Genomic DNA, 20439 nt, shown 5'->3' with positions numbered 1-20439 from the left:
TTATCTACTACTCCTGGTTCGTTACCCAGAACCGGCATGAATACCTGGACGATCACGTGCAGCGGGTGATCTTCGGGCTGGCCCACACGCCGATTTTTACGCTGACCGACCGGGATCACGAGGAGGGTAGCTTCGCGGCGGATATTACATTCCGGCGATCGAGTTCAGTCGGGTGGCCAGCGCCGTTATCCGGGAAATTCTCGAAGGAAAGCCGGCCCGCGACATCTCCTGGCGAGACGGCGGCGCTCCGGCGGCTTACCTCGACTATCATCACCTCGTACACCAAGGGGTCGATCCGGCCCTGTTTCCGAAAGACGCCGTATATACGCAGGTTCCTCCGGGCTTTTTCCAGAAATACAAATTTCACTTGGTCGTTCTGGGAGCGCTGCTTTTGTTGCTGGTATCGGCGGTCGTGATGAGGTTGCGCTGGTTCATGCAGCGGCAGCGGCAGCAGAACCGCGAGTTCCAACTGCTCTCGCAATACAGGAAGCTGGTCGACAATATGCCGGTGATCTATCTGCGCAAGCGGATCGCCGGCGGATCGTCCGGTTCCGATTTCGAGTTTCTTGATGTGAATCCCGCCTTTGAGCAGGTATTCGGATGTACACGCCGGCAGATCCTGGGCAAACGGCTGAGCGAAGCGTTGTCCTGCCGCGACAAACTCTCCTGTCTGGCGGAGACCGAACAGACGGTTCATTCGTTCGTCGTAGACGGTGCGAAGGGGCTGCGCTATTACGACAAGCTGGTGTTCAGCAGCAGCGAAGCGGGGATTAAGGACGTATTTGTATCGACCGTACCGAAGAGCACCTGGCCCTGGCGCGGATGGAACGGCACCGCGCCGAGCAGGAGGAGCTGAATGAAAAGTATAAACTGGTGCTGCAGGCGACCGGATTGACTCCCTGGACGTGGGACGTCGGGGGAGGGCTGGTCGACTGCGATCTCTCTTATACGTCCGGGATGGAGGATCATTCCGGCGAGCACTTGATCGTCTCGGACGAACAGTACTATGCGATGATCCATCCCGACGACCGGGAGCGGATGCGCGCCGCTTACGCCGACTTGCTGGCCGGCCGGAACGACATCCTGCAACAGGAGTACCGGGTGATCTACGTGCAGGGCGGCTACCAGTGGGCGAAGAGTTTCGCCGTCATCCGCGAGCGCGACGCTTCGGGGAGCCCGGTGCAACTGGTCGGCGCTTCGCTACAGATCGACGTGCAGAAACGACTCGAACAGGATCTGCGCGAGGCCAAAGAGAAAGCCGAAGAGTCGAATCGCTTGAAATCGGCTTTCCTGGCCAATATGAGCCACGAAATTCGGACGCCGCTGAATGCGATTGTCGGTTTCTCGAGCGTGCTGGCCGATACGGAGAACGAAGAGGAGAAACGGGGGTATATTTCGATCATCGAAAACAACAACGAACTGTTGCTCCAGTTGATCGGCGATATCCTCGACCTGTCTAAGATCGAGGCCGGAACGCTCGAATTCACCGAGTCGGACGTTGATCTGCGGGAAATGTTTTCCGGGATCGAACAGAGCATCCGGCTGCGGATTCCGGACGGTCATCCGGTGGATGTGCGGTTCGAAGAGCCGGAGAGCGATTACCGGATCCGCACCGACCCGAACCGGTTGATGCAGGTCGTGACTAATTTCATGACCAATGCGATCAAATTCACGGCCGAAGGAAACATCCGTTTCGGTTACCGGGATCGGAACGACGGGGAATTGTATTTCTATGTTTCGGATACCGGATGCGGAATTCCGCCGGAGAAGCAGCGGGACGTGTTCGGTCGCTTCGTCAAACTCGACGCGTTTGCCCAGGGGACGGGTCTCGGGCTTTCGATCTGCGAAACGATCGTTTCGAAGTTGGGCGGGCGGATCGGCGTCGAGTCCGTGCCGGACGAAGGTTCCACCTTCTGGTTACACTGCCTCTCCGTCCCGTCGGCAAAGCGTTTTTATAACGGATTTGCACGGGGAAGCTTTTCGTCCCCCTCGGAAAACGCTACGGTTTTCTGCAAATAAAATCGGAACCGGGGAAAACCCGATTCCGATCCGTATGATCGCCGAAGCCCGGTCGAGGAGTCGTGCGATGCGCGTATGCCTACAGCCGCTTATCGTCTGCCGTATCCGCCTCCGCCGCGGTTGTAACCTCCGCCGCGATTATAGCCGTCGTTGCTTCTTTCGGTTTTCGGCCGGGCGATGTTCACACCGATGACTTTGCCTTCGAACTCCGTGTCGTTCAACGCTTCGATGGCCTTCCGGCCTTCGGCGTCATTGGGCATTTCGACAAAACCGAACCCGCGCGAGCGACCGGTTTCGCGATCCATGATGATGTTGGCGGAAGATACTTCTCCGTATTCCGCGAATAAATTCAGTAAACTGTCGTCTTTCGTAGCGAAGTTCAGGTGTGAAACGTAAATATTCATTTTTTCTGTTTTTGTGAGTGAATCGTATCGTTATTTTGTCAATGTGATGTTTATCGCATTCATGCCCCGTGCGCTCCGCTCCGTCTCGAAAGTAACGGTGTTGCCTTCCGAGATGCCCGCGGGCGCAGACGAAACATGGAAGAAATACTTCTCGCCGGACGTGAGATCCTTGATAAAGCCGTATCCCTTCCCTTCGTTGAAATGCTCGACCCGGCCTCTCTGTATCTCCGGTTCGGAGTCGTCTTTTTTGGGAACGGCAATGACGATGTCTTCCAGCTTGACCGCTTCTTTCTTGCGTTCTTCGGGCGGTACGTCGGTGAAATTGCCGTTCTCGTCCACATAAGCGATCATGTCGTCGAACGAACTGGTGCCGGTCGCCTGGCGTTCTTCCTTGCGTTTCTGCTTTTCGAGGCGTTTGGCCTGCTTTTTCTTTTCGTTTTCTCTTTTCCCAAATGATTGTGATCCTGCCATTAATATATTTTAAAGTTAATAAAACGATTAAGCGGTGTGACGCACTGTCGCCAGTTTTCTGCCGGTCAGTTTCTGAATGTCTTTTACCATTACCTGCTCGTCGCTGGTGCAAAACGTAAGGGCTCTTCCCGTATGTCCTGCGCGGCCGGTGCGCCCGATGCGGTGTACGTAGGTTTCGGCTACGTCGGGCAGATCGTAGTTGATTACCAGGTTGAGTTCATGGATGTCGATGCCCCGCGCAGCGATGTCGGTGGCCACCATGACTTTGATTTTTCCCGATTTGAAGTCGCTCAGGGCCCGTTGTCGCTGTCCTTGGGATTTGTTTCCGTGGATCGCTTCGCTCTGGATGCCGGCTTTCTTCAGGGTGCGCGAGATGTTGTCCGCGCCGTGTTTCGTCCGCGAAAATACCAGTACCGATTGGTCGGACTCTTTTTTCAGCACCGATATCAGCAGGCCTTTTTTCTCGGGTTTCTCGACGAAATAGACGCATTGGTCGACCGTATCGACCGTCGAGGAAACGGGAGTCACTTCCACCCGTACCGGATCGTGCAGGATAGACCCCGACAACGCGACGATATCCTTGGGCATCGTAGCCGAGAAAAAGAGCGTTTGACGTTTCGCCGGCAGCACTTTCAGCAGCCGCCTGATATCGGCGATGAATCCCATGTCGAGCATCCTGTCCGCCTCGTCCAGTACGAAATGCGTCAGGGCGTCTAACTTCACCTCTCCCTGTGCGATCAGGTCGAGCAACCGTCCGGGGGTGGCGATCAGGATATCCACGCCCTGCCGCAGTTTTTCCGTTTGCGGATTCTGCTTCACGCCGCCGAATATCGCCGTGTGTTTCAGACCGGTGTATTTGCCGTAATCGGTGAAGCAATCGCCGATCTGCAGGGCAAGCTCGCGCGTAGGAGTCAGAATCAGCGATCTGATTGCGCGGCACTCTTTTTTCCCGTGCGATCTTCCTCGCCGGTCGCGGCGGCTCGCGCCGGGCTCGATTACCGAAGATCGTTCGTCCCGGGCGCTGTCTTCCGACAGCATTTGCAGGATGGGAATGGCGAATGCCGCCGTTTTTCCCGTACCCGTCTGGGCGATTCCGAAAATATCTTTTCCCCGGAGGACAACCGGGATGGCCTGTTCCTGAATAGGGGTCGGCTCGTTATATCCTTTTTCGCAGACCGCTTTCAAGATCGGTTCTGCAATGTTCAGTTCGTTGAATGTCATACTAAATTCCGCATTCGCGGACGTTTTTAAAAGTTGATGCCGCTCAAAAGGCGGCTTTGGAAAGGAAGAAGTCCGTTTTCAGCTTTTCGACTACTTCCCTGACGCTCCTGATCTTGTCGGAAAGATAAGCGTTGCCGCCGGCAAAGGCATAGCCTTTTTTCATATTGCCTTTGGCTGCATTGTAGAGCGCTTTGATGATACAATACGGACTTTTGGTATAGTCGCACGTTTTGATGCAATGGAACGGGCAGGAGCGGGGTTTCTCCTTCCCTTCGGCCACATTCCGGATGAACTCCCCGTCGAAAGCGCGTCCGGGCATCCCTACCGGGCTCTGAATGATGCGTATGTCTTCGCGATGGGCGTTCAGATACACTTTTTTGAATTCGACCGACGCGTCGCACTCTTCGGTCGGAACGAAGATGGAGCCCATCTGTACCGCCGATGCCCCCAACGCCATAAACCGCGCGATGTCTTCACCGGTCGCTATTCCGCCCGCCGCGATGACCGGAATGTTTTTTCGGCCGGCATAGCTCCGGGCCACTTCGACCACTTCCGGGATCAGATGCTCCAGCGAGTAGTGCTCGTCTTCGATCTGCTCCTTTTTGAAACCCAGGTGCCCTCCGGCTTTCGGCCCTTCCACGACGATCGCGTCCGGGAGATACCCGTAATTGGCCGACCATTTTTCGCAAATCAGCCGCGCCGCCCGGGAAGAAGAGACGATCGGAACGAGTTGCGTCCGGCTCCCCTCGGTCAGATAACCCGGCAGATCGAGCGGAAGACCGGCCCCTGCGAAGATCACGTCCGCATTTTCCGAGACGGCCGTGCGTACCATGTCGGGAAAATTGGAGAGCGCGACCATGATGTTGATCCCGATCACTCCGTAAGTCTTTTCGCGGGCTTTGCGGATCTCCTGCCGCAGCCCGTATATGCACTTCTCGGAATAGCTTCCTTTATAGCCGGGATAGAGCAGCCCCAGCCCGGCTGCCGATATGACTCCGACGCCCCCTTCGTTCGCGACGGCCGAAGCCAATCCGTTGAGCGATACGCCCACGCCCATACCGCCTTGTACGATGGGCAGTTTGATTTCGTACTTGCCGATGAAAAATGATTTCATTTCCGTAATACCGTTGAAATTTGACATATGCCGTCTTCAGTCCTGGTAACAAACCTACTCGGGCAGTTGATTGCCGAAACAAAGAAAGCTTATAAAGGTCGATTTCAACGATGAAAGAAGCCGGACGGAACTGTCCGGGAAAATGCAAAGAAGATAAAGATCAGAATGAACTCGCGTTGTTTACTCGACAAAGGTAATATTATTTTTTCATTTATGCTAATTTCTGCATAGATAACGGGATTTCACGCATTTTATTTCGAATGCGGTCCGTCGCCGGGTATCCGCGGCATTCCGGCGGCGCCGGAAACGGGGCGTCGCGTTCCTCTCCGGCGGCGAGAACGGCTTTGGGCCGCTGCGGCTTTGTGATCCCGTTCGAAAATTTCGTTCTGTTTTGTTTTCGAATGCTTTTATTTGTTATTTTTGGCTGGAATATATCGTCTGAAATTATATAATATACGGATGCAACGAGTCGTCGATACTTTCAAAAAAATAGGATATAGGCAGAATGTATAGCGATATGGATGGGAACGGCTGACAAAGTTATTTTATCGGTTGTCGTAATCGGACGATTCCGCTCGAAACGCCAGCGTAGATTCTCGTCTGATTTTATTATTTTTTTGAACGACGTTCGATGCTTTAGCGTATTCAAACAGATCAGGTGGAAAATTGTTAACTTTTAAATTATGCGTTATTTATCTTTATCTCTTCTTTTTTTACTCTCCGTTTGCTCGTGTTCGAAAGACAGACCCACTTTGGAATGGGCTCTCCGATGCGCGGGGCCTAACCGCGGAGAAATGGAAAAGGTGTTGGCTCATTACAGTCGAAAAAGCGAGGACAGTCTGAAGCTCCGTGCGGCCGAGTTTCTGATTAAAAACATGCCGGGGCATTATTCGCTCGATCCGGCGATCGTCAATGCGTTTTGCGATCAGGTCGATTCGATTCTGGCGACTCCTCTGGATACTTCTTTGCTCGAACTCGCAAAAACGAATCTGAAAGAAGCCGATGATCAGGATTGGGCCGGATTCAAAGTGAAGGCTATGGAGGCGGTTTCCAAGCGGTTCCCCGTAAAACCGTCTTCCAGCCAATCGGACATCCGGATACTCAAAGCGGACTATCTGATTCGAAACATCGAAAACGCTTTTGAAACTTGGGCGAATGCGCCCTGGGCCGCTCATCTTACGTTTGACGATTTTTGCGAATATATTCTTCCTTACAAAGCCGCGCCGGCTTTTCAGGCGGATAACTGGAAAGACGAATGCAGTGAATTGGCCGATCGGCTGTACGACCTGACCGATCTGAGAGCCGGAAGATTTACCTGTCATTCTCCGCATTGGGCGGCGCTGAATATAAATCAGGGACTGAACTCCCATTTGAAAACGACGTTGCCCTATGCGTATACGGGACTGCCGATCCTCCGGATGTCTACTTTTCTGAAGATGCATTTGTCCAATTGCACGGATAAAGGGATTGTCGTTAAGGCGGTTTTGCAAAGCAAAGGCATTCCCGTGGCTGTCGATTTTACCCCTCAGTGGCCGACTCAGGCCCAGGGACATTCCTGGAATGTCATTCAGGTCTCCAATAACGGGCGTTTCGAAGAGTTCGTTCCGTTGGACACGGATCCGGGAACGCCTCACCGTCCCGGAGAGATGATGGCTAAAGTCTACCGCCAATGCTATGCGCTCAATCCGGTTTTTATCCGGTTGAACAATAGCGGGGAAGCGGTTCCTTCGTCTCTCAGTACCGTGACGATAAAAGATGTTACCGCCGAATATGTGTCTACGCAAGACGTCCGGATCAGGATCGATCCCGCACTAAAAAAGAGGAATAAGTACGCTTATGTGGCGGTTTTTGACAATCGGAATTGGGTCCCGGTCGGATTCGGAGATGTCGGCGGATCGGAAGCGGTTTTCGAAGCTATCGGACGCGACATCGCCTATCTTCCGGTGTATTGCTCCGACGGGGAGAAAATCACGCCGCTGTCGTACCCTTTTACGGTTGACGCCTACGGCAAGGTAGACCTGCTGATTCCCGATACCGTAAACCGCGAATCGTTTAAATTGCTGCGGAAATATCCGTATTACCACGCGATGACGACAGTGACCAAAAGGTTGATATCCGGTAAAATACAGGCTGCCAATCGGCCGGATTTCAGCGATGTCGTTACGATTCACGAATTTACGGAGGCTCAGTCGGCCGGCGAGGTGCGGATTCCTGCGGAAACTCCGAAATACCGGTATTGGCGTTATTTTTCTTCTCTTGCCGGATTTAACAACATGGCCGAACTGCTGTTCCACCCCCCCGGTTCGAATCGTTCCCTGAGAGGAACGATTATCGGAACGCCGGGCTCCTACCTCGACGATCCCCGACGAACCAGGGAGGCCGTGTTCGACGGCGATCCTTTCACGTTCTTTGACTCTACCGATCCCAATAACAGTTGGGCCGGGATGGATTTCGGCGAACCGGTTTCGATCGGCAGCGTAGAGTATGCTTTTCGCAGCGACGACAACAACATCCGCATCGGCGATGTTTATGAACTGTTCTATTGGAAAGATGAATCCGGCTGGGAATCGCTCGGTAAAAAAAAGGCGGAGAACATGAATTTGTATTACGACAACATACCGTCCCATGCGCTTTTGCTGTTGAGGGACCATACCCGGGGGAAAGAAGAGCGTATTTTCACCCTTGAAAACGGCGAACAGGTGTGGTGGTGATTCCGTGCTCCTGCGGAAAACGGCCGGAAGCGGTCTCCCGAACCGGTCGTATATCAAAGGCGTGTATAATTTTACACGCCTTGACATTATTTCGATATTTTTTCGTCCCGTACCTGTTTTTCCGTGATGCGCACCGTGTTCCCGTCGATCCGGTAATTGAAGTCCGGTACGGTATTTTGCAACGTAAGCAGTACGTTGTCCAGCGTCGGGCCTTCTTCGAAGGCGGCCGTGAAGTTCCCTTCCAGTTCCAGTTCGGCCGCCAGGTCGATTTTCACGCCGAAAAATCCGGAGATGATATAAAGCACGTGTTCGAGCGGCGTGTCTTCGAATCGCAACTGCGACATCCATTGCGGCAGTTCGCCGTCGACGATCCGGTGCACGGTGACGCGCTGCGACCGGTTGTCCATCCGGATGTGTGTATTGTCTGCCAGGCGATAGGTTTGCCCGCCGCAGAAGGCGTCGAGGGAGCCTTCCGCTACGACGATTTCGCAGGCTGCGCTGTCGCAGTAGGCCTTGACGTTGAATTGGGCTTCCGTCGCCACGGCGGTCATGTTTTCCGTTTTCACCGTGAACGGCTGCTGTACGGAGGCCTTCACGATGAAATACGCCTCTCCGTCGAGGTAAACCGTGCGTTTCGATCCAAAATCGTCGCAGTATCCGATGCTGCTGCCGCTGTTTATCCATGCCTGCGAACCGTCGGGCAGAATGATGTGTTTTTGCGTTCCGCGCTCCGTCGATTCGGTCACGTCGGACAGGACGGTCACGTCGAAATGTTCGCTGAGGCGTTGATTCAGCAGGTATAAGATCGTCGCGGCGGCGATCAGTGCCGGAACTGCCGCCGCGGCGATGCGCAGGGCCGTTCTTTTTCGCGACCGGGAGCGTTCTACGCCGGCGCCTCGCGCCGCGCCGGTCATTTCCCGGTACGAGTCCAGTACTTTGCGGCTCGGGGCCGGATCGAACCGGACTTCTCTTTCGAACGCTTTTTCCAGGGCCTCGTATTTCTCTTTCCGGTGGCCGTCGCCGGCAAGCCAGGCGCGGAACTGCTCCTGGGTATGTTCGTCGGGATGCTCTTCGCCGAGGTACAGGTCGATGATCTCCTGGATCGTTTTTTGCGGGTCGGTGCTCATAAATACAGTCGTTCGGATATGCTGGAGTATCTATTTGAATTATTTTTTGAAATCGTATTGCGGAACGGGTATTGCCGGACGGAGCGTACGACCGTTATGATTATAATACAATCAAAGAGCTGTTTTATACAAAAGTAGAATCGGATTCATCCGAACGGCGCGTTGTTCTGGTTTTTACGATGCATGGGGCGATCCCCGGCCGGTTGCGGCGGGAATTGACTATTTGAGCGTGCGCTTGATTTTTTTCAGGGCTTGCGACAGGTGGTTCGCGACATTGTGTTTGGACGTATCAAGGTGCTGCGCGATCTCTTCGTGCGAGAGGTTCTGCTGCCGGCTCATTTCGAATATTTTCCGGCGCATCGGAGGCATGTTCTTGACGGCCAGCTCTATGAGTAGTTCTTTTTCCTGCGCGATCAACAGGTCTTCGCCTGTCAGAAGATCCTGTTCGCCGGGGTCCTGCATTTTCTGGTATTTCTCGAAAACCCGCTGGCGTTTGAACAAATTGACCACCGCATTCCGTGCGATCGTATAGAGTAGGGTACGGATATTTTTGGAAGGGTCCAACTCGGCCCGCCTCTCCCACAGGGTCATAAATACGTGCTGCGCGATTTCCTCGGCTTCTTCGCGGGAGCGCAACAATTTATATAGAAAGTTCTCGATCGGGCCCCGGTAATGCAGGTATACGGTCTTGTAGGCCTCGTGATCCCCGTCGCGGAGCGCTTCGAGCAGTTCCACCGTAACGGGCCCGTTTTCGCGGGATGTTCGTTCGGTCGATTCCCGATCTTTATTATCAGAGGCGTTCCAGGTTAAATCTTTATTCATTCCTGCGATAGGTGATTTTATATTTATTCCGCAAATATGGTAATAATAATTAACATTTTGAAATTCGTGCGGTCATGCTTCCCCGCGTCCGGCCGTAAAACGGCGGGGTTGCGATCCCGCTGTATTCCGGTTTCTTTTTCTGCGTATCCGAGCCGTTCCCGTCCGACCGTTCTGCCGGACGGGAGTTGCGATATGCGTTTCGGCGGACATGATAAACGGTAGATCGCGGCCTTGTCGTTTTCGCATTTCGAAACGGCGAAAACGGTCTCGGAAAATTGTTTCGGAATCGGAGTTTGAGAATCGGTTTTGTTGCGTAATTGGTTGATAAAAAGGCGTAAACGTATCTATATATTGCCCCCGAATGGTTGTATTATGAGTGTATGAAAAATTGATCGGACATGAAACCGAACTTGAAACATCCGGACATATGTCGGAACTGCCGATTCGACGACCGTGATTGCGATGTTTGATTTTCGACCGAAATAACCGATTGTGTGAAACTCTAATTAATTTACTTTTTATCATGAAAACATTCAATTATTTTTTTGCAGCGTTTTTGAGTTTAGGCATACTTGCCTCGTGTTCCAAAGACACCGACCCGGGCGGCCCGTCCGCTCCCGCCGGAGAGAAGCACGTCGTAATCTCCATGGGCGGCGTCCAGACGAAAGCGGCCGGCCCGGTGGATCCGCTTTCGAAGACGGCCGACGTAGACAACATCGCCATTTTCGTAACGAACTCGGCGGGTACGATTTTGAAAAAAGTAGAGGTCGACAAAGACCTGACAGCCGATTCGGATTGGGACAAGCTGACCGATGTGGGACTCCTCATTCCGAATGTGGGAACCGAAGCCTCCGACCTGGCCGTTTACGGCAATTATAAAAAAGGATCGGAAACTTACGTTACCGGCGGGGTGGGCGACAAAGTGACCGTTGCGGCCGCTTACAGCCAGCAACAAGGTTCCAAAGTGCTTTTTGCCGGGACAGGGGCGCTGTCGGCATTCGACGTGAACGTAGAGAATGTGAACGACGAGAACGTGTATACGTTTACCGGCACCGTTACGATCAAATCGGTGATGGCCCGTATCCAGGTTAAAAAGGTATCCTTCGTCGAGAGCGGAAGCGAAACGGTGACCAACACTTCCAACGGAAAATCGGCTCTCGTAGAGTGGGAAGGTCTGACCGGCGATCTGCTGGGAGTTTACTTCAACAACTTCTACAAGCAATACAACGGAGCAGCCGTGGCTGCGTCGCTGATGACCAATACGACCGCTTTCGAAAGAGCGACCGAGGGTAAATGGCTTTTCGGCTCGGACGCCGCCCAAACGGACGAAGCGACCTATGCAAGCTATAACCAGTGGAGCTCCGGCGCGTATGCGGCTTACGACCTGGACGAATTCAACGATCCGACCGATCCCGACGCCAAGAAGTGTTTCGCGTTCAACTTCTTCCCCGGACAGACTCCGTATCTGCACTTCAGCCTGGCCAATGTATCGGCTACCGACATTACGAGCGACGACGAAGACGCCTACAATCCGAGATTGCTGCCGCTGTCCAAGTTTGCCAACGTGGTGAATTATACGACCGCCTCGGGGAACGTAACGTTCGAAGCGGGTAAGATCTACAATGTGAACATCGAGATCAAACCTCAGTTCATGCACACCGATCTCAATCCGGTCGCGTATAACATCACCCTTACCATTACTATCGCCGACTGGCAGGAAGAGAACATCGATCCCGAGTTCCAGCAGTTGTAGTAATCCTTTAATTGAATGCGGGGGGAGGACGGGCCTCCCCCCTTTTTACGAAAAAGATACAGCTAATCGACCGAGTGAAATGAAAGGATACAATTACATAATTGTCCTGTTTTGGGTTTTTGCACTATCGGGGTGTATCCGTGACGACGGCTCCGGATTGGACTGCGAGCGTACGCGGATATCGTTTTACTATTACGGCGACGTTCCGGGACAATGCCGCTTCCTCGAAAAATCGGACAACGTGACCCTGTTCGTCTACGACAGCGACGGAAACCTGGTCGCGAGGCGCACCAAAAGCGGCGCCGACTTACAGGCACACAAGGGTGTGAACCTGAATCTGCCCGATGGAAATTACTCCCTGGTGGCATGGACGAACCTGACCGACGGGACGGAAATACACGATGCCGAGCAACTGTCGAAGGCCGTGCTGGGATCGGCCGCGTACTATGCGGGAGATCCCATTATACACCATGAAAACGACCGGGTGTACTTCGCGACCAAAAAGATAACGGTCGTGCAAAGTCAGTTCAGGGACGAAGAATTGCTGTTCGATCAGGCACACATTCCGCTGCACGTGCATGTTACGGGGGCGGCGGCGCCCGCCACCCGCGCAACGGCGCCGATCGAGGTGGATATCGTGAACCTGCATCCGCAGATGGGTTTCGACGGAGCGAGCGCCTCGGCTCTGAAAAGCGTTTACCGCGCTCAGCTCGCATACGATGCGGAAACGGGGGACTACGTTGCACGCGTAAACGCCTTTCGTTTTTTGAACGATAACGACATACGGCTAAAACTGTCGAACAGCGGCGGCGAGATTTGCTATAAAACCGTCGAACTGGCGGATTTTATGAACGAGCACGCTATCTCCGTCGAAGACAAGGACGAGGCGGAAATAGCCATACGCTTCCGGTTTAACAATACTTCGGTAGAAGTCGCTCCCTGGGAGGAAGAGGACATCGATCCGATACAAAAATAGGAATCCATGCAAAAGTATAAGATAGCCAGAATCATTCTGTTGTTCGCCGTCTCCGTGCAGATGCTGTCGTGCAGCAAGACCGCCGGGGACGATCCGGCGGGAATGGACGCCAGCCTGGCATTGTCCCTTCTTACCCGCAACGGAAACGGCGATCTCGCCCTCACCGGCGAAGACGAATTTACCAGTCTGGCCGTGTACATATTCAACCATGACAACGGCGATCTGGAATTTTCCGAGTTGGTAACGGATTTTACGCCGGAATCGGCTGCGAACAGCTATGTCCGGTCGGTCCGGGTGACCAAAGACAAGAAAGCGATCTATGCCGTCGCCAACTATGCCGGAAAAAACTTTACGGCGAACGGACAGGCGGTGACCATCGACGAGAATACGCCCAAATCGACGCTCGATGCGCTGGAAATAGTTTCCTCGTCTTTCTCGGCGGATGACATCGCAATGATCGGCAAAACGGCGACGACGATGTCGGGAACTGCCGTCAACGCTTCGGTCGAAATGGAGAGACTCGTCGGACGCGTCGACATGCATGTTTTCAAGTCGGCGGAATTGACGGACGACCTCGTGGAACTGACCTCGATCGAATTCCGTAACCAGGTCGTTCGCAGCAACGTTCAGTATCAGAGCAAGGCGATGCCGGGAGGCGATATTCGCCGGACGGAGACCTATACGCCCGCTACGGCGGGATACCTCGACGTGGTTCCGGACGATGCGGACTATGCGGCGCTGAAACCGTCCGACGCCGAAAAGTCGTTTTACAGTTATCAGAATATTTCCGGCGAAGAAGATCCGTCGGGAGCCGCGCCGGACGACGCGTCTACCCCGTACCTGTTGGTGAATGTGAAAGTCAACGGGGCCCCGGTAACTTATCGCGGCGATCTGAAGAATACCGCGGGATTTTACGACTTGGAACGCAACCGGATTTACCGGGTCAAAGCGGTTGTCGGAGCGCCGAACGACCTGTTGTTCCTGCGCGTGGACGTCCTGAAATGGGACACGGAGCTTTCTTCGATTACTTACGACGAACTCGCGTTCGCCTTTTCGGGAGTGGATTACGGAGCGAATTACGGACAGGTTTCGCAGTCCGCCCCGGCTACCTACGATTTTAAGCTCACGGCTCCCGACGGAGCGGTATGGGCGGCCAACCTGACCAACGGGCACGATTTCAAGCTGCTGTCCGAAGGCGGCTACGTTTCGCAGGGGATAACCCGGGCCGATTCCTACTCGGTACGGATCGTGCCGGCCAAGAGTTTTACCCCGAACGTCGAACGCGAGACGCAGTTCTATATCTCGATCGACGGTAAAAAAGCGAAGATCAATCCCGATAACGCGGGAGGCAGCTTTGCCGAAGGCCGGAAATACCCGGGAACCGAAACCGACATTCTGATCAAACAAATACAATAATAGAGTCATGATTTCAAAGCATATCATACGATCGATCTTTTCGCTGGCCGTCCTGCTCTTCGCCGCATCGTGCCAGAAAGATCCGGACGGCTCCGCCCCGGACGGCAATAACCTGACGCTTCAGGTCTTGCTGCCGGTAGAGGGGGGGACGAAGGCGACCGAAGACGGAGAGAAGGCGCTGAACGAAAATAAGATTTCGACCCTCGACGTATTTATCTACAAAGAGGGAGAAGACGCCTGCGCCCATTACCAACGCATCGTGCCGGTCGACGGAATGACCCGGTACGGCATTTCGAAGAACCGGAGCGCATTCGCGGAAAATACCGGGTATTCGGTTTATGTCGTGGCGAATGCGGGTACGGCCGCCGCAGGGGCGATGTCCCTCGCGGAGCTGAAAGCGGCGGTCGTTGCTCAGGCTCTGAATCCCGATGCGGTGCAGACCGATCTGCTGATGGACGGTAAGTCGATCGCGACGGTACTCAACGACGGTACGAAAGCCAATAAGAACATCGACGTGTCGCTCAAAAGGGGCGTTGCCAAGATCCGGGTGAACCTCAGTTACGGCGCCGATTACCAGCCGGCGGGACAGGTGACCAAAAAACTGGTCAACTACGCGTCCGACGCCAGGGTGCTGGAAACCGGGGACGTTCATACGCCCGCGCTGGCGACTACCGCATCCTATACGGGCGCCGACCTGGTGTCGGGCGAGCCGAACCAGATCATCCTTTATTCGTATGCCAACGACTGGAACGCCGCGGTGGCCGATGAGACTTTCATCTACCTGAACGTGCCTATAAAGAAGGCGTCCGCGACGGAAAGCAGCTATTACAAGATTCCCGTGAACTACCGCCTTTCGGCCGACGGGGGCGACCCGGCTCACCTTTACAAACTCCGCCGCAACTACATTTACAATATTAAGGCGCATATCGACGGCGACGGGGGAGCCAGCGCTCCGGAAGCCGTCCTGTTGGAAAACGTTGATTATCAGGTGGTGGACTGGACGACCAATAACATCGAAGTGTGGATCAAAAACATCATGTACCTCTACATCGACGAGCAGGACATCGTGATGAACAACATAGATACCTATGTTACGGGATTCCAATCCTCTTCGGACAATGTGGAGGTGCGGAACCTGAAAGTTTTCGTCGAAGGCGCCGAGGTTTCCTCGACGGGGGTGAGCGTTACGCGCGATCCGTTCGTGCACAACGGGGCGATTACGATTTACAGCCCGATTCCGGACAATTTCGTTCCGAGGGTGATTACGTTCGACGTGGAGAACGGCGACCACATCGTCCAGAGCGTCCGGGTTACGCAGTATCCGCCGATCTGGATCGGCCATATCTTGTCGCAGGACGTGGACGGGAACAAAAACCGAAACATGTATACGGTCAATATCAAACAGGCCGACCTGCGAACGATTCCGATGCCCGACGTTCCGACCAGGGGCAGTTGGGGAGACGCCCACATCCGCGGGTATTACCAGGAGCTGACCGGAAAACTGTATACCGGTCCCCATCCTTACAATCCGGTGAACGACGGCCGCCAGGAAATGGCGTACGGTTATTGCCAGGTAGGCTATCCCGCTCTGGATAAGAACGGTTATACCGATCCTTCCGCGAGTAACCGGTGGATGATCTCTCCGAACTTCATGTTCGCGTCGAGAGTGTCGTCTTCGACCGATCGGGTCGATTTCTGGGCCGCCGTGAGCCGGTGCAAGAACTACTCCGAGACCGATACGGACGGAGTGACCTATAAAAACTGGCGCATGCCGACCTATGCCGAGATGCTGTTGCTCGATGTCCTGCAAAATGTGAGCAAATGCGAAATCAAGGACATTACCGACAGACACCGCTACTGGACGGCCGATCCGGCGAGCAATGCGGCGTTCCGTATCCTCAATCCGTCCGGGGGTACCGACGGGGAGAGTGCCAGCAGTGCGGAAGTGCGATGCGTAAGGGATATAGACCGTCCGTTGTAGCCTTTTTAACGACAAATGAAATAATTAAGGTAAAGTGATGAAAACAAGATTTTATAAATTGTCGCTGCCGTTTTTGCTGATCGCGGTTCTCGCTTCCTGCATGAAGTCCGAAACGGAACCGGTTTCCATGCCGGTAAGCGGGGAGGCCGATCTGGAATTTTCTTATTCGGTTCCCGATTATACGGTCGTTCGTACCAAATCGGCCGAGAGTACGGTAAACGATATCAGTCTACTGCAATTCGATGCCGACGGCCGGTTCCTCGGCCGCTCGGTCGCATCCGACCTGCAGGGCGGTACGTTCAAGGCGAAGGTGTCGGGCAGTACGCGTATCGTGCATTTCATAGCCAATTACGACTGGAGCGCGTTCGACGAGCGGGGCTCGCTCGGCAAAGACGAGAGAACCCTCGTGCCGGATCTCGAATCGGATACCTGGGTGCTGTGGGACCGCAAGACCGTCGATAATTTCAATGCTCCCCCGCAGGTGAGGCTGCTGCGCAACCAAGCCAAGGTGACCGTAGAGATCGACCAGAATCTGCTGGATCTGATGGCCCAGGGGCAACGCGAGCAGTTTACCGTCGAAGGGTTCGCGCTTTATAACTATGCGACCCGCGGAACGATCGCTCCGTTCAGTCCGGGCATTGCGGAACCGTTCGAGTGGTCGGCCGACCGGGCCACCGTTCCGGCCGATGCGGGCATGTGCGCCGATAAACCGACGACGCTGGATCTCGAGCCTAAATACATGTTCGAGAGCGACAACGGCTACAATGACGAGACTTTCGTGATACTTCACGCCGGCGGCGATTATAAAAAGTATTACAAAATCGAGTTGATCGACAGCGAACTCAATCTTTATCCGATCGTTCGCAATACCCATTTCAGGATAAGGATCATGGACTATATCCCGGGAAATATCGGTTCCGGAAGCGTTGAAAGCGCGATCGACGCGCCGCCGATCAACAACATTTACGCGGAGATCATCAAAGAATCTCCCGAGATATCGGACGGTTCCGACCGGCTGACGGTCAATCCGATCGTCAATATCCTTACCAATCCGGGGGACGGTTCCGCGACGCAGCGGCTCGAACTCGACGTCAAGTATGAGAAGAGCAACGTCGTGACCAACGGCGATATCCGCAACCCGCTGGTGCTGTCCGACGAGGAAGGGATACTGAGCAACCTGTACGTCGACCGGGGTTCGGGTAAGGTGTACGCCGACGTCCGGGTCGTCGACGACGGTTTCAAAAAGGCGGAAATCCGTATTTCCGCCGGCGCCCTGTCGAGGATCGTGACCGTCATTTCATGCGAGAAGTTTACGTTCGACCCGGTGGGGATGCCTTCCGGCGTCAGCAGAGGCGATTCGAAAACGCTTACGTTCGACATCTCCGATGATATTCCGGCCGCCTATTTCCCGCTGCGATGCGTAATTACGGCCCGGAATTTGGAGCCGACCAATGCGAGCCGGAACAGCCTGCAGATCGAATCGAACCCGGACGGCAGCATCAGCTATATTTATATGGCGACCGGAGCGGGACAGCAGACCGTCGATTTCCAGAATTCGAGGGATCATGGCGGCGAATTGGTGACTATCGAGAACCCGATCTTCAAAACCGCGTATGTCGGGCCTGCGCTGACGCTCGTATCGATCAACGGACACCATTCCGCTTATCTGCAAAACTGCGTGGGATACGGCATCGGTCAGGAGGCGCTGATAACCTTCTATATGTCCGAAGACGCGTTCGCGCGGCAGGATCTCGTGTTGTTTTACACGCCGAGCCTGGCTCCGTCGGACATGACCGGGTTCAGCGACGACGGCGGCGGATACTACTATTACACTCCGGCCAAACCGGGATTGCAGACGGTGAGCTTCAAGGTGACCGCGATCGATCTCGAAGAGGCTACGACGACCCGTACGGTACAGTTGTACCATGACGATCCGAACGTGTACACTACGTTGACCTATGAGTATTACCTGGTAAGCACGGAGTTCCTGCGCAGGCAATTCAAGCGGGCGAACCATGCGACGAACCTGGGTAACGGCAAGGAATTGTACGTGGTGAGCGCTTTCGCGCTGAGGCACGACAACCACGATCCGAATAACCAGGGCAAGACGGGTAAGATCGAAGCGGAAGAGATCGGCAGCGGGCTCGCACACGGATGGCGCCAGTGGTATATGATTCCCGGGACGCGTCTCGATCACCTGATGCTGTTCGAGATCCATGAAAGCAGCGACCGCAGGGCTACGCGTACGTTGAAGAGGATCATGCGGGAACCGTCCAGCACGATTACGCTGCGCGCAGAGTAACGACGAACGCAACCTCTGTTTATCAGTATTCACAAAGCCGGCCGCCCGCGGGGGCGGCCGGTCCATAAACGAAAGAAAAGTCATGATGAAAAAAGTTATTCTTCTGCTCGCCTTTGCCGCGATGACGGCTTCGACCGGCGCTCAGAAAGTCGCTGTGAAGAACAATGTCGTTTACGACGTACTGGCGACGCCGAACCTCGGCGTCGAGCTGGGGCTGGGACGGGCGACGACCCTCGATATATCGGGTAATTACAATCCGTTCGAGAAGAACGACGGCAAAATGTTCAAGCACTGGCTGGTGCAGCCCGAGTTCCGTTACTGGTTGTGCGAACGTTTCAACGGGCACTTTTTCGGCGTACACCTGCTCGGCGGAGAGTACAATATTTCGAAGGTGAAACTGCCGTTCGGCCTGGCCCGGGACGGTAAGGAACACCGTTACGACGGCTGGTACGTCGGAGGCGGATTCAGTTACGGTTACCAGTGGATGCTCGCGCGGAAGTGGAGCATCGAGGCCACCGTCGGCGTCGGATACGTCCGTTTCGACTACGACAAGTACGGGTGCCGCGACTGTAGTCCCCGGCTCGAATCCGGAACCAAAAACTATTTCGGCCCGACCAAGTTGGGCGTTAACCTGATATTCATAATTAACTGATATAATCCGAACGTCTGATGAAAAGATCGCTAATTATAATCTTGTCCCTGTTTTTCGCAGCCGACCTTTGGGCTGCGGCGCCGGGAACATGGACCGTAGAGAATACAAAGGTGCGTAAGGTAAACGAAGAGGTGGAGGTGTCGTTCGATGTGAATATCGAAAAGTTGCGTCCGAACTATCGGGTCGTGATGACGCCCGTGCTCTACAACGGGGCCGACAGGCTGGCGCTCGAGCAGATCGTCGTAACCGGCAACCGGCGCAGCCTGTACGATACCCGCAATAGAGCGACCGGCGGCAAAGGCTATGTCTTAAAAAGAAAGGATACTCCTGCGAAGGTCGGCTATAAAGCGCTCGTTCCGTATCAATCCTGGATGAATACGGTGTCGCTGTCGCTCGGCGAAACCGTGGTCGGGTGTTGCTCCGAAGATACGAAACCGGCCCGGACGCTCGCCGCGGACAAGCTGCTCTATTACGAGATCGTGCCGGCTTACAACAGCGAGCCGCTCGAATACCGGCTCACCGAACTCGAAAAATATTCCCTGGAGAATCCGTTTCTGCATCCTGTCGAGGATTATCCCAACCGTTACGACATCCTGTTCAACGAACGCGACAAAGGGACGGCCGTAATCCGGTTTACCGTAGGGTCGCACGTAATCGATATGGATATTCCCGGCAACAAGGAGTTGCTCGGCGCAGTGGGGAAAGCGTTCCAGCTTATCCACGAAGATCCGAATGCGTCGCTCAAACGGATCATGATAGCCGGATACGCTTCGCCGGAAGGTACGCTGGCCGGCAACACGGCGCTCGCGCAAAGGCGTGCGGAGTCGTTCCGGGATTACCTGCTGAAGAACCTCGACATGCCGCGCGACGAGAGCCTGTTCGAACTTTACAACGGGCGCGAGGATTGGGACGGTTTGCGTAAAATGGTCGCCGAGTCGGATATGGAGTACCGGCAGGAGGTGCTCGACATCATCGATGCCTACACCATCGAGCAGGAAGAGCGCAAGACCAAATTGAAACAGCTTGCCGACGGAAAGCCGTATGCCTACATGCTGAAGAATTTTTATCCTGCCCTGCGGAATGCCGGATATTTGCAGGTCTACTACGACATCGACCGGACGGCTTCCGTCGCTACGGCGGTTACGGACGAGCACGGCCGCACCACGTGGATTGACCCGGACAGTCCTGAAAACATCGGGGTTACGCGGATCAACAGGGCTATGCGGCACATGGTCGAAGGAGACTACGAAGCCGCTTTGAAAGAACTGGAAGGTCAGCAGGAGAATCCTGCGGCATTCAACTACATAGGCGTATGCTACATGATGAAAGGGGATTACGACACGGCCGAAAAATTTCTCCGGAAAGCCGAAGCCGCCGGCGATCCGTACGCATCGGTCAATCTCGAACACATCGGGCAGGCCAAAAGAATCGAATTTTAGAGTTTTACCGAAGGAGGTTTCTGGCATTGCC

Annotated in this window: 16 protein-coding genes; 10 read left to right on the top strand and 6 right to left on the bottom strand. The window is 54.4% G+C overall.

From position 1 onward, the window contains the following. The first annotated feature begins 172 nt into the window (after positions 1–172). Together GFH31_RS12980 and GFH31_RS12975 are read left to right on the top strand one after the other, a co-directional pair. Complete coding sequence (locus GFH31_RS12980) at positions 173–856, top strand: PAS domain-containing protein (protein WP_153518041.1); 684 nt, start codon at positions 173–175, stop codon at positions 854–856. Further along, positions 823–2019 (top strand): sensor histidine kinase, encoded by a 1197-nt coding sequence (locus tag GFH31_RS12975; protein ID WP_153518040.1) that lies wholly within the window; start codon positions 823–825, stop codon positions 2017–2019. Before GFH31_RS12980 ends, GFH31_RS12975 begins: the two co-directional genes overlap by 34 nt. An 89-nt stretch (positions 2020–2108) precedes the next feature. Here GFH31_RS12975 and GFH31_RS04805 read toward each other — a convergent pair whose 3' ends face one another. Genes GFH31_RS04805 through GFH31_RS04790 form a run of 4 tightly spaced genes read right to left on the bottom strand, consistent with a single transcriptional unit; the run spans position 2109 to position 5229 of the window. Then, on the bottom strand, positions 2109–2423 hold the full coding sequence (locus GFH31_RS04805) for an RNA recognition motif domain-containing protein (protein WP_153498116.1): 315 nt from the start codon (positions 2421–2423) through the stop codon (positions 2109–2111). A gap of 30 nt (positions 2424–2453) precedes the next feature. Then, positions 2454–2894, bottom strand: a complete 441-nt coding sequence (locus tag GFH31_RS04800; RefSeq protein ID WP_055203360.1) for a cold-shock protein — start codon at positions 2892–2894, stop codon at positions 2454–2456. 27 nt (positions 2895–2921) lie between these two features. Next, positions 2922–4115: a DEAD/DEAH box helicase gene (locus GFH31_RS04795; protein WP_055203362.1), complete on the bottom strand. Its 1194-nt coding sequence runs from the start codon at positions 4113–4115 to the stop codon at positions 2922–2924. A gap of 43 nt (positions 4116–4158) precedes the next feature. Continuing rightward, positions 4159–5229: an NAD(P)H-dependent flavin oxidoreductase gene (locus GFH31_RS04790; RefSeq protein ID WP_118657176.1), complete on the bottom strand. Its 1071-nt coding sequence runs from the start codon at positions 5227–5229 to the stop codon at positions 4159–4161. Between the two features lie 794 nt (positions 5230–6023). On the opposite strand from GFH31_RS04790, the gene GFH31_RS04785 reads away from it, so the two are divergent. Further along, positions 6024–7940: a discoidin domain-containing protein gene (locus tag GFH31_RS04785; protein ID WP_118458808.1), complete on the top strand. Its 1917-nt coding sequence runs from the start codon at positions 6024–6026 to the stop codon at positions 7938–7940. An 86-nt stretch (positions 7941–8026) separates the two neighbouring features. On the opposite strand, the gene GFH31_RS04780 is transcribed toward GFH31_RS04785, so the two are convergent. After that, the gene (locus tag GFH31_RS04780; RefSeq protein WP_153498117.1) at positions 8027–9067 is read right to left on the bottom strand and encodes a FecR family protein; all 1041 of its coding nucleotides are present in this window, start codon (positions 9065–9067) and stop codon (positions 8027–8029) included. A 219-nt stretch (positions 9068–9286) separates the two neighbouring features. Continuing rightward, on the bottom strand, positions 9287–9889 hold the full coding sequence (locus GFH31_RS04775) for an RNA polymerase sigma-70 factor (RefSeq protein WP_101573793.1): 603 nt from the start codon (positions 9887–9889) through the stop codon (positions 9287–9289). Between the two features lie 523 nt (positions 9890–10412). Here GFH31_RS04775 and GFH31_RS04770 point away from each other — a divergent pair. From GFH31_RS04770 to GFH31_RS04740, 7 genes are all read left to right on the top strand, one after another. Then, a complete protein-coding gene (locus GFH31_RS04770; RefSeq protein ID WP_153498118.1) occupies positions 10413–11642 on the top strand; it encodes a hypothetical protein in 1230 nt (409 codons plus the stop codon). Positions 11643–11721: 79 nt separating this feature from the next. Further along, the gene (locus GFH31_RS04765; RefSeq protein WP_101573798.1) at positions 11722–12618 is read left to right on the top strand and encodes a FimB/Mfa2 family fimbrial subunit; all 897 of its coding nucleotides are present in this window, start codon (positions 11722–11724) and stop codon (positions 12616–12618) included. Between the two features lie 6 nt (positions 12619–12624). Further along, complete coding sequence (locus GFH31_RS04760) at positions 12625–14034, top strand: fimbrial protein (RefSeq protein WP_101573800.1); 1410 nt, start codon at positions 12625–12627, stop codon at positions 14032–14034. A 7-nt stretch (positions 14035–14041) separates the two neighbouring features. Further along, positions 14042–16015, top strand: a complete 1974-nt coding sequence (locus GFH31_RS04755; protein ID WP_101573802.1) for a fimbrial protein — start codon at positions 14042–14044, stop codon at positions 16013–16015. 37 nt (positions 16016–16052) lie between these two features. Next, on the top strand, positions 16053–18317 hold the full coding sequence (locus GFH31_RS04750) for a hypothetical protein (RefSeq protein ID WP_118458817.1): 2265 nt from the start codon (positions 16053–16055) through the stop codon (positions 18315–18317). A gap of 85 nt (positions 18318–18402) precedes the next feature. Further along, entirely contained in the window at positions 18403–18969 is a 567-nt protein-coding gene (locus GFH31_RS04745) for a DUF3575 domain-containing protein (RefSeq protein WP_055203614.1), read from the top strand. Between the two features lie 17 nt (positions 18970–18986). Beyond that, positions 18987–20408: an OmpA family protein gene (locus GFH31_RS04740; protein ID WP_118458819.1), complete on the top strand. Its 1422-nt coding sequence runs from the start codon at positions 18987–18989 to the stop codon at positions 20406–20408. The last annotated feature ends 31 nt before the right edge of the window (positions 20409–20439 follow it).

This window comes from Alistipes sp. dk3624 (assembly GCF_009557455.1).
Lineage (GTDB): Bacteria > Bacteroidota > Bacteroidia > Bacteroidales > Rikenellaceae > Alistipes_A > Alistipes_A hominis.
The sequence above is the reverse complement of the archived record's forward strand: the minus strand, read 5'-3'. Positions and strand labels throughout refer to the sequence as shown.